Consider the following 14,227-nt stretch of genomic DNA (forward strand, 5'->3'; position numbering starts at 1 on the left):
CGTGTTGACCCTTCGTTCAATAGGGCATAGAGGTAACTGAACTGAACGGTTCAGTTCAAGGACCGCAATTCACAAGGAACCCTGGGGAGGGTCGCGACCGATGCGCCGTGGCGTACTGGCAGGCGTTCTGATCGTCTTCGCGCTGGTCGTTGGCGCGGGCGTGTACTGGTACATCAGCACCCGTCACCTGGTGTCGACGGACGACGCCTATATCCATGCCGACATCGCCCCCATCGGGCCCAAGGTCGCGGGCTATGTGGCCCAGGTCCTGGTCAGCGACAACCAGATGGTCAAGGCGGGCGACGTCCTGGTCCGCCTGGATGCCCAGGAGTTCGAGGCACGCGTGGCCGAGGCCGAGGCGACGGTTGCCGCCCGCCAGGCCGCCCTCAGCAACCTGGAAAGCCGCCTGGCCTCGCAAGGCTCGATGATCAACGCCGCCCAGGCCGAGCAGGCCAGCGCCGCGGCCGAGCTGCGACGCGCCCGGCGCGACCGCGACCGCATGCAGCCGCTGGCCAACAGCCAATACGTCTCGCGCCAGCGCTTCGACACGCTGGAGGCCGACCTGGCCAAGGCCCAGGCGGCGGGCAACCGGGCCAGCGCCATGATTACCGCCCAGCAGGGTGCCCTGTCGGTCATCGAGTCCGAGCGGGGCGAGCTCCAGGCCATGCTGCGCCAGGCGGAGGCCGCGCTGGACCTGGCGCGGCAGGATCTGGACCATGCCGTCATCCGCGCGCCGGTCGACGGCGTGGTCGGCAACCGCTCCGTGGTCCCGGGCCAGTATGTCCGGGTGGGCGCCCGCATCATGGCGGTGGTGCCGCTGCATGCGCTGTGGGTCGAGGCGAACTACAAGGAAACGCAGCTGGGCAAGATGCGGCTGGGGCAGCCGGTGACGATCACCGTCGATGCCTATCCCGACCTTGTCCTGCGCGGCCATGTCGAAAGCCTGGCACCCGCCAGCGGTGCGCTGTTCAGCCTGCTGCCGCCAGAGAACGCGACCGGCAACTTCACCAAGGTGGTGCAGCGGGTGCCCGTGCGCATCGTGCTGGACGACCTGGGCAATGGCATGTTGCGGCCGGGCCTGTCGGTCCATGCCACGGTCGACACCTCCGCCCCCGGCACGCCGCCGCAGGCGGGGGCGGCGCTGGCCTCCGTCCGCGACGCGCCGGCGGACTGAGCGCGCACAGCGGACGTCCGCTATGTCGACGACCGCCGCCCCCGCCGCGCCGCAGCCGATCGGGCAGGGCGCCTCGCGCGGGCGCCGGATCGAGATCCTGGTCGGCTTCTACTGCATGGCGCTCGGCATGTTCATGGCCGTGCTCGACATCCAGATCGTGGCCAGTTCGCTTGCCGAGATCCAGGCCGGCCTGAACGCGGCCCCGGACGAGATCGGCTGGATCCAGTCGTCGTACCTCATCGCGGAAGTCATCGTCATCCCGCTCAGCGGCTTCCTGTCCCGGCTGCTGTCGACCCGTTGGCTGTTCGTGATATCGTCGGCCGGCTTCACCCTGTCCAGCCTGCTGTGTGCGCTGGCCTGGGACATCAACTCGATGATCCTGTTCCGTGCCATCCAGGGCTTCCTGGGCGGGGCGATGATCCCGGTCATGTTCGCCACCAGCTACATGGTCTTTGACGGCCCCCGCTCGGGCAAGGCGTCGATGGTGACGGCGCTGATCATCACGCTGGGGCCCACGTTGGGGCCGACGCTGGGCGGCTGGATCACCTCGGAACTGTCCTGGCACTGGCTGTTCCTGATCAACCTGGCCCCCGGCATCGTGGTGACGATCGGCGTGGCCCTGCTGATGGACATCGACAAGCCCGACTGGTCACTGGTCAAGGGCTTCGACTGGCCGGGGGTGCTCGCCGTCGCGATCTTCCTGGGCAGCCTGCAATACGTGCTGGAGGAAGGCACGAAGGAGGACTGGTTCCAGTCGGACGTGATCAGCCTGTTCACGCTGGTGGCAACCGTGTCCGGGGTCTATTTCTTCTGGCGGATGCTGACCTATGGCAGGCCGATCGTCGACCTGAAGGTCTTCCGCTATCGCAACTTCTCGTTCGGCTGCCTGTCGGCCTTCATCGTCGGCATCGGCCTCTATGGCTCGACCTTTGTCGTGCCGCTCTACCTTGCGCGCGTGCTGGGCTATGACAGTTTCCAGATTGGCACGATCATGGCGATGACGGGGGCCTGCCAGATGCTGGCGGTGCCGTTCGTCAGCATGTCGTCGCGCTTCCTGGACCTGCGCGTGGTCATGGCATTCGGCCTGATCGTGGTTGGCGTCTCGGCCTATCTCCAGGCCCAGCTGACCCCGGAATCGGGCTTCAACGACATGATCATTCCGCAGTGCCTGCGCGGCTTCGGCTACATGTTCTGTGTCTTCCCCGCCAACATCATCGCGATCGGCACGCTGCCGCCGCAGGAGCTGAAGGGCGGCAGCGGCCTGTTCAGCCTGATGCGCAACCTGGGCGGCGCCATCGGCCTTGCCGTCATCTCGACCATGCTGACCGAGCGCATGGCCCACCACATGCTGCGCCTGTCCGAGAACGTGCGCTGGGGGCGTGACGTCGCGACCGACATGCTGGAGGGGCTGAGCGGGCAGATGGGCGACATGAACGGCGGCATGCTGGACGCCGACCCGGCCGCGCTGAAGATGCTGCACGCCCTGGTCCAGCAGCAGGCCTGGGCGCTCACCTTCGCCGATGCCCTGCTGTTCATGGCGGCCTGCTTCGCCGCCCTGGTCCTGGTGATGCCGGCCGTGCGCGGCATCAGCGGCGCCGCCCCACCGGGTGCGGCAAAGCCCGCGGATCATTGACCCGCAGGCCGGACTGTATTGAAGCGGTGCGGCTTAGCCGCGCCAGCTTACGTCCTCCGCCTCATGCCAGAAGTGTCCGCCATCTCCCCGGTCCGTACAAAAAAAGCCCGGCGCGATCGCTCGCGCCGGGCTTCTTCCTGGGACCTTGCGCCGGTCAGTTGGCCTGGCGGCGCAGGAAGGCCGGGATTTCCAGCTGGTCGTCGGTTCCCGCGCGGGCCGGCATGACGCGGTCATGCGGGTCCAGGCGGTCCAGCCGGCTGCTTTCGCGCGCAGGGCTGTGCGGGGCCTGGGCCTGCGGCACCGGCGTCTGCGGCTGGGCCTGGGGCGCGTGCTGCTGGGTCAGCGGGGGCTGGACCAGAGGCTCGCGCTGCGGCGCCCGGGCATAGGGGTCGACGGCGGGCTGCGGCGCCGGCGCGGGCGGTGCCGCCGGCTCGCTGCGGCGGCCGGTCACCCGCTCGATCAGGCTGAGGCCCAGCGACTTGCGCCGCGGGGCGGCAGCCTGGGTCTCGGCGAACGGGTTCTGCACCTGCTGCGCCGGGCGGCCCGGGGTCGGGCTCGGGCTGACCGGGCGCGGCGCGATGAAGGCACCGCCCTGCGACGACACGGCTGGCCGGGCCGGCGGCGGCGGGGCCACCTGCGGTGCCGGCTGGACCGCGCGGGCATAGCCCGCCTGCGGCTGCTCGTCCCGCACCGGCGCTGCGACCTGGGGCTGCGGCGCCTGGTAGGCCTGGGGAGCCGGCTGCGCCTGGGCCACGACCGGCTCGGGCTGGGCCTGGGCGGTCACCGGCTCGTGCACGGGCTCCAGGCGCTGCGCCGTCGCGGCACCGCCCCCACCGCCACCGCTGAGGCCGAAGCCGGAGAACGCCGCCGGACGCTGGGGGGCGGCCTCGCGCACCTCGGGCGTGCGGCGCGGGATCGCCGTCACGTTGCCGGTCAGGTGCTGCGGCGGGGCCGCGCGCTGGGCCTCCATCTCGATGCCCGTCGCCACGACGGACACGCGCATGCGGCCGTCCATCTCCTGGTCGAAGGTGCTCCCGACGATGATGTTGGCGTCCGGGTCGACCTCGGAACGGATGCGGTTGGCCGCCTCGTCCACCTCGAACAGGGTCAGGTCCAGGCCGCCGGTGATGTTGATGAGCACGCCGCGCGCGCCCTTCATCGACACCTCGTCCAGCAGCGGGTTGGAGATGGCCGCCTCCGCCGCCTCGATCGCGCGGCGGTCGCCCGTCGCCTCGCCCGTGCCCATCATGGCCTTGCCCATCTCGCTCATCACCGTGCGCACGTCGGCGAAGTCGAGGTTGATGAGGCCCGGCATGATCATCAGGTCGGTGACGCCGCGCACGCCCGAATGCAGGACGTTGTCGGCCATGGCGAAGGCCTGGGCGAACGTCGTCTTCTCGTTCGCCACGCGGAACAGGTTCTGGTTCGGGATGATGATCAGGGTGTCGACGAATTCCTGCAGCGCCTCGATCCCCGCCTCGGCCACGCGCATGCGGTGCGCGCCCTCGAACTGGAACGGCTTGGTCACCACGCCCACCGTCAGCACGCCCAACTCCCGCGCCGCGCGGGCGATGACGGGGCCGGCGCCGGTGCCCGTGCCACCGCCCATGCCGGCGGTGATGAAGCACATGTGGCTGCCGGTGATGTACTCGGTGATCAGGTCCATCGCCTCCTCGGCCGAGGCGCGGCCGATCTCGGGACGGGCGCCGGCACCCAGCCCCTGCGTCACGTTGCGGCCCAGCTGGATGCGCCGGGTCGCCCGCGAATGGGCCAGGGCCTGGGAGTCGGTGTTCGCAACGACGAACTCGACCCCTTCAAGCTTGGAGTCGATCATGTTGTTGACCGCGTTGCCGCCGGCTCCGCCGACGCCAAACACGGTGATACGGGGCCGAAGTTCGACGGCGTCCGGCTGAGTCAGGGTGATCATTTACGCGATCTCCTTTCCGGGGCCGTCGGCCCCCCCAATTCGGTCAATGGCGGTGTGTCGGGTCATCAGAAGTTGTTCTTCAGCCACAGGCCGATGCGGCGCATCGGACCGGGGCTTGCGGGTTCTTCGGCCGGCGGTCCGGCGAGGAGGGCCTCGACCGGCGCGCGGGCCGCGTAGTTGATCAGGCCGGCGCAGACCGAGAAGGCCGGGCCGGAGGTGGCTTCGGGCAGGCCGCTGATGCCGATCGGGCGGCCGATGCGCACCTGCTTGCCCAGGACCTGGGCCGCCAGGTCCCGCGTGCCCTGCAACTGGCTGGCGCCGCCGGTCAGGACGATCTTGCGCCCGCCCAGGCGCTGCAGCCCGGCCTGGGCCAGGTGCTTGGCGACCAGCTCGAACGTCTCCTCCACCCGCGCGCGGATGATCGCGTTGAGCACCGAGCGCGGCACATGGTTGGGCGAGATGTGATCCGTCTCGCCCACCTGGGGCACGTCGATCGTTTCCTGGTCGTCGCGCGCCCCCGGCATGGCCGAGCCATAGAGCGTCTTCATCCGCTCGGCGTCGGCCATGGGCGTCAGCAGGCCGCGGGCGATGTCGTTGGTGACGTGCATGCCGCCAATGCCGAGCACGGCGGCGTGGACCAGCATCCGGTCATAGAACACGGCGATGGAGGTGGTGCCCCCGCCCATGTCGATCACCGTGATGCCCAGTTCCATCTCGTCGTCGACCAGGCAGGCCAGGCCCGCCGCATAGGGCGAGACGACCATGCCGGCAATGCCCAGGTGACTGCGCGCGACGCAGACCGAATGGTTGCGCACCGGTCCCGCCTGGGCCGTCACCACATACATGTCGACGCCCAGGCGCTCGCCATACATCCCGCGGGGATCGCGGATGCCGCGGGCGCCGTCGATCGCATAGCCGATGGGGATCGCGTGCAGCACTTCGCGGTCGGGCGGCCGGTACTGGGCGCGGCCCTGGGACAGGACGCGGCGCAGGTCGGCATCGGCGATCACGCGCCCCGCGATGCCGACCTCCACGCCAAAGCTCTGCGAGGCGATGGTCGTGCCGGAGACATTGACGAAGACCTCGCGCACGGTCTCGCCCGCCATGCGCTCGGCGGCCTCGACCGCGGCGCGGATCGACTGCTCGGTCGCCTCCATGTCGGTGATGGTGCCGGCGCGCATGCCACGGCTGGCCTGCTGCCCCACGCCGACGACCCGGGGCAGACCGCCCTCGAACCGGGCGATGAAGCAGGCGACCTTGGATGTTCCCACATCCAGGGCCGCGACCAGGGAATTGCGCCCGACCGCCATGGCTCAGGTATCCTTGCCGGCGACGGCGCGGGTCTCGACCGCGCCGGACGAGAGCTTCACGACCAGCCGGTCGGGCAGGCGCAGGTCGATGCCGACGATGTCGCGGCCCAGCAGCGCATAGTGCTGGTCCAGGCGCGCCAGCTCGGCAAAGGCGGCATCCGGCGCGTCGGCCGGCAGGCGCACCTCCACCCCGTTGTCCAGCGTCAGGTTCCAGCGCCGGCCGCCAACGCGGATCGACGCCGTGACCCGCTGGGCCAGGGCCGGCTGGGTCGCCAGCATCTTCAAGAGGTCCGCCGCCTTGGCGGGCGCGTCGGCGCCGACGACCAAGGGCAGTTCGTTGCGGAAGCGCTCGCCGTTCTCGCCGATGACCTTGCCGTCATGGTCGATCACGCGGGTGACGCCCTGGTGCTGCCAGATCGCCATCGGGCGCCGCTCGACCAGTTCGATATGCAGCGTGTCGGGCAGGGCGCGGCGCACCCGCGCCTGCTTGACCCAGCCCAGCTGCTCCAGCGCCACGCGGGCCTGTTCGGGATCGACCGACAGGATGGGATCGCCGCGGCGCACGCGCAGCGCGTCCAGCACCGCATCGGGCGGCGTGTCGTGCCGCCCGACCACGGTCACGTTCTGCACCGTCAGGCCGGCATCGGCCAGCACCAGCGCCACTTCGGCGTTCAGGCGCTGCGGCAGGTCGGCGAACCAGCCGGCGCCCAGCAGGACCAGGCCGGACAGGGCCAGGCCCGCGCCGCCAAGGGCCGCCGTGCGCACGCTGCGCCGGCTGAAGCGGCGGCGTGCCGGGCGGTCGGTCGTCTTGCCATTGATGCGCGGGGTCAGGACGGGATCAGCGGCGGCACCGGCCGGGGTGGCACCCCCCTTGGCCCGTGCCTTGGCTGCCGCGCGTGCGGCAGCCGCGGCGCGCGGCGGCGTGACCTCGGCCTGGGCCTGGACCTGCGCCTGCGCGGGGCGGCGCAGCGGCTCGATCCGCGGGGCGGGGCGGGGCGCCCGGTCCGGCCGTGCCGCCAGGGGTGCGTCGGCCATGTCCTCGGGGTCGAACGCGGCCGGGTCGTCGTGGACCGGGGGCGGTGGTGCTGGCCTGGCCCGGGCCGGGCCGAAGGTCGGCTCGGCATCCAGCGGCCGCAGCGCGCGCGCACCCTCCTCGCGGTCGCCGGCCTCCCGCGCGCCGGGAAGGCGGCGCGGCGCCTTGGTCGCCTGCGGCAGCTTCAGCCAATTCAGCGCCGACATGACGCGTCCTCCAGGATCCAGCCGACCAGACGCGTAAAGTCCATCCCCCGGTAGGCCGCGATTTCCGGCACCAGGCTCAAGGGCGTCATCCCCGGCTGGGTATTCACTTCGAGCAGGGCGAATCGCCCAACCCCCTCACCAGTATCGTCGTACCTCAGGTCGGCGCGCGTCACACCCCTGCATCCCAGTGCGCGATGGGCCGAAAGCGCGATGTCACACGCTTCATCTTGTGCCGCCCGGGGGATTCCCGCCGGCATGATGTGGCGGGCGCGGCCGTCCTTGTACTTGGTGTCGTAGTCGTAGAAGCGGCCAAAGGCCTGGATCTCGATGGCGCCCAGGGCCTCGTCGCCCATCACGGCGACCTGGATCTCGCGCCCGGGAATGTATTCCTCGACCAGGACGGCATCGCCATGGCGCCAGGTCGCCAGTTCGCGCGGGCCGACATTGTCGCCCGCCAGCACGATCTCGACGCCCACGCTGGAGCCTTCGTTGATCGGCTTCACGACATAGGGACGGTCCATCGGCTCGCCCGCCAGCATCTCCTCGCGGCTGACGATGCGGCCCCGGGCCAGCGGCAGGCCGGCATCGGAAAAGACGCGCTTGGCCATCGGCTTGTCCATGGCGAGTGCCGAGGCCAGCACGCCCGAATGGGTATAGGGCAGGCCCAGCACCTCAAGCAGGCCCTGGACGCAGCCATCCTCGCCAAAGCGGCCGTGCAGGGCGTTGAACACGACCTCTGGCGCCTCCCGCGTCAGCACCGCGGACAGGTCGGGGGCGACGTCGATCTCGACCACGTCATGGCCCAGGCTGCGCAGCGCCGTGGCGCAGGCGGCGCCGGAGACCAGGCTGACCTCGCGCTCGGCGGACCAGCCGCCCTTCAGCACGGCGACGCGGCTCATGACGGCACCCCCACGCGCACGATCTCCCAGTCCAGCGCAATGCCGCTCTGCGCCAGGACGCGCGCGCGGACGTCCTCGCCCAGGGCTTCGATCTCGGCCGCCGTCGCGTCGCCGTCATTGATCAGGAAGTTGCAGTGCAGCTCCGACACATGGGCGCGGCCATGGGCCAGGCCGCGGCAGCCGGCGGCGTCGATCAGGGTCCAGGCCTTGGCCCCCGGCGGGTTCCGGAAGGTGGAGCCGCCGGTGCGGCTGCGGATCGGCTGGCTGGCCTCGCGGTCGGCGACGACGCGCTCCATGCGGGCAGCGATGGCCCGCGCCTCGTCCGGGCGGCCTTCCATCTCGGCCTCGACAAAGATCCAGTCGGCCGGCACGGCGCAGTGGCGATAGCTGAAGCCAAGGCGTTCGCGGTCCAGTTCGTGCAGGCGGCCCTGGCCGTCTAGGGCGACCGCCCGCACGACCAGACCCGCCATGTCGCCGCCATGCGCGCCGCCGTTCATGCGCAAGGCCCCGCCGATCGTGCCGGGAATGCCGCGCAGGAACTCGAACCCCGCCAGGCCCGCCCCCTGCGCCACCTGGGACACACGCTGGTCGAGGGCTGCGGCGCCCGCGATGATGCGCCGCCCCTCGACCCTGATGTCGGAAAAGGCGCGGCCCAGGCGGATCACCACGCCGGCCACGCCGCCGTCGCGCACCAGCAGGTTCGAGCCAACGCCCAGGACCATGACCGGCACGTCCGACGGCTTTGCCGCCAGGAAGGCAGCCAGGTCCGACAGGTCGGCCGGACGGAACAGGACCTGGGCCGGGCCGCCCACGCGGAACCAGGTGACGGGAGCCAGGGCCACGTCGCGGGCATAGGTGCCCGCAACGGCCGGCAGCCGCGCCATCAGGTCGGCCGCCAGCGGCCTGGTGTCCAGTTGGCCCATCAGCGCCGGGCCTCCCGCCCGCGGCCGGCCATGCCCAGGAACTGCTCCAGCTGCCGCGGCAGGGCATTGGCCCACTGGCTGATGCTGCCGGCACCCAGGCACACGACCAGGTCGCCCGCCCGCGCCTTGGCCGCGACCAGCATGGGCAGCTGCTCCGGCCCGTCCAGCGCCACCACGTCGCGATGGCCGTGGTTGCGCAGGCCCTGCACCAGCGCGTCGCGGTCAATCCCCTCGATCGGCTGCTCGCCTGCGGCATAGACGGGAGCGACGATGACGGCGTCGGCATCGTTGAAGCATTTGCAGAAGTCTTCGAACAGGCTGGCCAGCCGCGAATAGCGGTGCGGCTGGACCACGGCGATGACCCGGCCATGGTTCAGCGAGCGGGCAGCCTGCAGCACGGCGGAGATCTCGACCGGATGGTGGCCATAGTCGTCCACGATGCCGATGCCGAAGGCATCGCCGGTGCGCGTGAAGCGGCGCTTCACCCCGCTGAACCCGGCCAGCGCCTTGGCGATCACGTCGTCGCCCAGGCCCATCTCGCGCGCGATGGCGATCAGGACCAGGCTGTTCTGGACATTGTGCCGCCCGGGCATGGGCAGGCGCAGGCCCTGGATCACGCGGCGCTCGCCGGTCGTGCGGTCCGTCAGCTGCACGTCATAGCGCGACTGGCCGTTGACGACGTCGATGCCCAGCGCGCGGATGTCGGCCTGCGGGCTGAAGCCATAGGTGACGACCTTGCGGTCCGGCACCCGGCTGATCATCGCCTGCACTTCCGGATGGTCGATGCACAGGATGGCGCAGCCATAGAACGGCACGTTCTCCACGAACGCGTGGAAGGCGTCCCGCTCGCGGTCGAAGTCGCCGTAGAAGTCCAGGTGCTCGGGATCGATGTTCGTGACGACCGCGATCGTCGCCGGCAGCTTCACGAAGCTGCCGTCCGACTCGTCCGCCTCGACCACCATCCATTCGCCGCGGCCGATCCGGGCATTGGTGCCATAGGCGTTGATGATGCCGCCATTGATGACGGTCGGATCCATCTCGGCTGCATCCAGCAGGGCGGCGATCATCGAGGTCGTCGTCGTCTTGCCATGGGTCCCGCCGACGGCGATGCACCAGCGCAGGCGCATCAGTTCGGCCAGCATCTCGGCCCGCCGCACCACGGGCAGCAGGCGGGCGCGGGCGGCGTCGACCTCAGGATTGCCGGACTTGATCGCGGACGAGATGACGATCACCTGGGCCTCGCCCAGGTTCTCCTCGCGATGGCCGATGGCGACCGGGATGCCCAGGTCGACCAGGCGCCGGACATTGGCGCCGTCAGCCACGTCCGAGCCCTGCACGCGATAGCCCATGTCGTGCATCACCTCGGCAATGCCGCTCATGCCGATGCCGCCAATGCCGACGAAGTGGATCGGACCGATGTCCAGGGGAAGCTGCCTCATGCTGCAGCCCTCCGCGCTGCGACCGGAATGGCACCACCGCCGGCCAGGGCGGCCCCGGCCGTGGTCTCGACAAGGTCGGCCAGGCGCAGCGCTGCGTCCGGCACGCCCAGGCCATGGGCCGCCGCCGCCGCATCCGCCAGGCGGCCGGGCGACAGCGACAGTTTCTGGATCCGCTTGGCCAGTTCGGCCGGCGTGAAGCTGGGCTGCGGCACCAGCCACGCACCGCCCGCCGCGTCCAGCGCCCGCGCATTGGCGGTCTGGTGGTCGTCGGCGGCGCTGGGCAACGGCACCAGGATGGACGGCCGCCCGGCCGCGGCCAGTTCCGCGATGGACGAGGCCCCGGCCCGCGCCACCACCAGGTGGGCCTGGGCCAGCCGGCGCGGCATGTCGTCGAAGAAGGGGGCGAGGTCGGCCATGATCCCGGCCTGGGCATAGGTCGCGCGGACCTCCTCCAGCGCCTCGGCCCGCACCTGCTGCACGACCGACAGGCGGGCGCGGAAGGCGGGGGGCAGCATCAGCAGGGCCTGGGGTACGATCTCGCCCATCACCTGGGCGCCCTGGCTGCCGCCCAGGACCAGGATGCGGAACAGGCCGTTCTCGGTCGGCATGGGATAGGGCTGGTGCGCCAGAAGGGCGATCTCGCCCCGCACCGGATTGCCGGTCACGACCGTCCGCCCGCGCTCCCCCTCGCCGATATGGCCGGTGTCGGCAAAGGACGCGGCGATCGCCGTCACCCGGCGCGCCAGCTTGCGGTTGACCCGGCCCAGGATCGCGTTCTGCTCGTGGATCACGGTGGGCAGCCGGCGCGAGAACGCGGCCAGCAGGCCCGGCACCGCCGGATAGCCGCCAAAGCCCACCACGATGCAGGCATTGAGCTGGCGCAGCAGCGCGCGCGCCTGGAACGCTCCGGCCGCGATGTCGCCCACGGCCGAGACCTTGCGCAGCATCGAGCGCCCGGCGAACGTGGCCGAGCGCACCACATGCGTCTCGACTCCCCAGTCGCCCAGCCAGTCCTGGGCCCGCGCGTCCGTGATCAGGGCAACGCGATGGCCGCGCGTGCGCAGCTGCTCCGCCAGGGCCCGCGCCGGAAAGACATGACCGCCGGTCCCGCCGGCGGTCAGCACGATGGTCGGGCGTTGCGTCAGCGCGGTCATCGCTGCGACCCCCTCATCGTTGCAGGCCCAGGGCCACGGGCTTCAGCCCGGGGCGCAGCCTCGTCAGCGCCAGCACCATGCCCATGCCCAGCGCCAGCGCCAGGAGGGACGACCCGCCATAGGAGATGAAGGGCAGGGTCATGCCCTTGGACGGCAGCAGGTGCACGTTCACTCCGACATTGATGATCGCCTGCAGGCCGAACTGCGCCAGCAGCCCGGCGCCGGCCAGGGTCACGAAGCTGTCGTCCTCCTGCAGCAGGCGGGCAAAGCCGCGCAGCACCACGAAGCAGAACAGCGCGACCAGGACCAGGCACAGGATAGTGCCGAACTCCTCGGCGGCGACCGCCATGATGAAGTCGGTATGGGCATCGGGCAGGACCCGCTTGACCACGCCCTCGCCCGGGCCGCGGCCCCAGAAGCCCCCGGTGACAAAGGCATCGGTCGCCGTGTCGATCTGATAGGTATCGCCCGATTCCGGGTTCAGGAAGCGGTCGATGCGGCTCTGCACATGGGGCAGCGTGACATAGGCGCCGATGCCGCCCGCCACCGCCATGCCCACCAGGACCAGCGCCACGATCATCGGCAGCCCGGCCAGGAACAGCTGGATGATGAAGACGGCCGTCACCAGCACCGTCTGGCCGAAATCGGGCTGCAGGATCAGCGCCGCCACCGCCATCAGGTAGAGCGCCGTCGCGATCAGCCGGCCGGGGAAACGCTCGTCCCGGTGATGCTCGGCGAACATCCAGGCGCAGACGACCGCCAGCGACGGCTTCAGGAACTCCGACGGCTGGATCGATACCGGGCCCAGCTGGATCCAGCGATGCGCGCCCTTGATCTCGGGCCCCGCCACCAGGGTCAGCCACACCGCCGCATACGAGCCCAGCAGGGCAATGCAGGCCAGGCGCCGCACCTGCAGGGGCGAGCACAGCGACACGGCGAAGATGATGGCGATCGCCGGCAGCATGAAGCCGATCTGCCGCTTCACGAAGTGGAAGCTGTCGAGGTCCAGGCGGGCGGCCACGCCGGGACTGGCCGCCATGGTCAGGACCAGGCCGATCGCGCACAGTCCGGCAACGGCGCCCAGCGTCCAGCGGTCGACGGTCCACCACCAGCGGGCGACCATCGAGTTGTCGGTGCGGGCGAAGGTGCTCATGCGGCGCGCTCCAGCGCCCGGGCGACAGCGGCGCGGAAGGCGTCGCCCCGCTGCTCGAAATCGCGGAACTGGTCGAAGCTGGCACAGGCCGGCGACAGCAGGACCACGCTGCCCGGCTCCGCCTGGGCGGCGGCGTTGGCGACGGCCGTCGCCAGGTCGCCCGACAGGCTGTGCGGCACGGCATTGCCCAGCGTCGCGGCAAAGGCGTCCTGTGCGTCGCCGATCAGGTAGGCATGGGCGATGCGCGGGAAGAACGGCGCCAGGCTGGCGATCCCGCCGGCCTTGGCCTTGCCCCCGGCGATCCAGTGGATGCGGTCATAGGCGGCGAGCGCCCGCGCCGCGGCGTCCGCGTTGGTCGCCTTGGAATCATTGACGAAGCGGACGCCGGCCCGCTCGGCCACCAGCTCCATCCGGTGGGCCAGGCCAGGAAAGCCAAGGATCTGGGCGAACACCGCTTCCGCCGTGTGGCCCAGCGCCCGCAGGGCCAGGTAGGCAGCCGCCGCGTTCTGCCAGTTATGGGCGCCGGGCAGCGCGCGCGCCTGCTTCAGGTCGCCGATCAGGCGGGCATTGCCCTCGATCGCCTCGAACAGCAGGCCGTCCAGGACATAGGCGCCATGACGCACCACGTGATGGATCGAGATCGCCAGCGGGGCGATGCCACGTGCGACCAGGTTGTCGTGCAGGGCCAGCGACCATTCGTCGTCGACGCCGACAATGGCCGTGTCGCCCGCTTCCAGGTGCGCGAACAGCTTGGCCTTTGCCGCGGCATAGCCCGCCATGTCGCCGTGCCGGTCGATATGGTCCGGCGTCAGGTTCAGCTGGATCGCCACGCGCGGATGCAGGCTGGGCGCCAGGTCCAGCTGGTAGGACGACAGCTCGATCGCATAGATGCCGCCCGCCGGCAGGGCATCCAGCTCCAGCACCGCCTGGCCGATATTGCCGCCGACCGCGGTCGGCACGCCCAGCCCGCGCGACAGGTGGCCGATCAACGCCGTCGTCGTCGACTTGCCGTTGGTGCCGGTAATGCCGATCAGGCTGGCCTGCGGCAGGTCCTGCAACCGGTGGGCGAACAGCTCGACATCCCCGATCACGGGGATGCCCAGCGCCTTCGCGCGCAGCACGATGTCGTGCGGGGCCGGATGGGTCAGCGGAACGCCCGGGCTCAGCACCACTGCGGCGATCCGGTTCCACGGCATCAGCTCCGGCGGCAGCAGCGTCGCCTGGCCGCCCTTGGCCGCGTCGCGCCCGCTTGCGTTATCGTCCCACGCATAGACGCGCGCACCACCTGTGGCGAGTGCGGAAATGGCGGCGAGGCCGGACCGGGCGAGGCCGAAAACCGCCACCGCACTGCCGCTGAGATGTCGAATCACGATCAT

General features: G+C 70.9%; 11 protein-coding genes. 2 read left to right on the forward strand and 9 right to left on the reverse strand.

The window, feature by feature from the left end; all coding sequences use genetic code 11:
• Positions 1-100: 100 nt before the first annotated feature.
• Positions 101-1,174, forward strand: a complete 1,074-nt coding sequence (locus ACI6GS_RS08920) for an HlyD family secretion protein (RefSeq protein WP_439817440.1) — start codon at positions 101-103, stop codon at positions 1,172-1,174.
• A gap of 22 nt (positions 1,175-1,196) precedes the next feature.
• Positions 1,197-2,807, forward strand: a complete 1,611-nt coding sequence (locus tag ACI6GS_RS08925) for a DHA2 family efflux MFS transporter permease subunit (RefSeq protein ID WP_439817441.1) — start codon at positions 1,197-1,199, stop codon at positions 2,805-2,807.
• 154 nt (positions 2,808-2,961) lie between these two features.
• On the opposite strand, the gene ftsZ is transcribed toward ACI6GS_RS08925, so the two are convergent.
• The 9 genes from ftsZ to murD all read right to left on the reverse strand — a co-directional run bounded on the left by ftsZ (position 2,962) and on the right by murD (position 14,227).
• Positions 2,962-4,734: a cell division protein FtsZ gene (ftsZ, locus tag ACI6GS_RS08930; RefSeq protein WP_439817442.1), complete on the reverse strand. Its 1,773-nt coding sequence runs from the start codon at positions 4,732-4,734 to the stop codon at positions 2,962-2,964.
• A 65-nt stretch (positions 4,735-4,799) separates the two neighbouring features.
• Positions 4,800-6,044 carry a cell division protein FtsA gene (ftsA, locus tag ACI6GS_RS08935; RefSeq protein WP_439817443.1) on the reverse strand — a complete coding sequence of 415 codons (1,245 nt, stop codon included), beginning with the start codon at positions 6,042-6,044 and terminating at the stop codon, positions 4,800-4,802.
• Positions 6,045-6,047: 3 nt separating this feature from the next.
• Entirely contained in the window at positions 6,048-7,283 is a 1,236-nt protein-coding gene (locus ACI6GS_RS08940) for a cell division protein FtsQ/DivIB (protein ID WP_439817444.1), read from the reverse strand.
• Positions 7,271-8,182, reverse strand: coding sequence for a D-alanine--D-alanine ligase (locus ACI6GS_RS08945; protein WP_439817445.1), 912 nt, complete (start codon positions 8,180-8,182; stop codon positions 7,271-7,273). Before ACI6GS_RS08945 ends, ACI6GS_RS08940 begins: the two co-directional genes overlap by 13 nt.
• Positions 8,179-9,105 (reverse strand): UDP-N-acetylmuramate dehydrogenase, encoded by a 927-nt coding sequence (gene murB, locus ACI6GS_RS08950; protein ID WP_439817446.1) that lies wholly within the window; start codon positions 9,103-9,105, stop codon positions 8,179-8,181. Before murB ends, ACI6GS_RS08945 begins: the two co-directional genes overlap by 4 nt.
• Positions 9,105-10,544 (reverse strand): UDP-N-acetylmuramate--L-alanine ligase, encoded by a 1,440-nt coding sequence (gene murC / locus ACI6GS_RS08955; protein WP_439817447.1) that lies wholly within the window; start codon positions 10,542-10,544, stop codon positions 9,105-9,107. The genes murB and murC overlap by 1 nt, the downstream gene beginning before the upstream one ends.
• Positions 10,541-11,698 (reverse strand): undecaprenyldiphospho-muramoylpentapeptide beta-N-acetylglucosaminyltransferase, encoded by a 1,158-nt coding sequence (gene murG, locus ACI6GS_RS08960; RefSeq protein WP_439817448.1) that lies wholly within the window; start codon positions 11,696-11,698, stop codon positions 10,541-10,543. The genes murC and murG overlap by 4 nt, the downstream gene beginning before the upstream one ends.
• Before the next feature lie 13 nt (positions 11,699-11,711).
• The gene (gene ftsW / locus ACI6GS_RS08965; protein ID WP_439817449.1) at positions 11,712-12,851 is read right to left on the reverse strand and encodes a putative lipid II flippase FtsW; all 1,140 of its coding nucleotides are present in this window, start codon (positions 12,849-12,851) and stop codon (positions 11,712-11,714) included.
• Complete coding sequence (murD, locus tag ACI6GS_RS08970) at positions 12,848-14,227, reverse strand: UDP-N-acetylmuramoyl-L-alanine--D-glutamate ligase (RefSeq protein ID WP_439817450.1); 1,380 nt, start codon at positions 14,225-14,227, stop codon at positions 12,848-12,850. Before murD ends, ftsW begins: the two co-directional genes overlap by 4 nt.

The sequence above is a fragment of the Zavarzinia sp. CC-PAN008 genome (assembly GCF_051903925.1).
Classification (GTDB): Bacteria; Pseudomonadota; Alphaproteobacteria; order Zavarziniales; family Zavarziniaceae.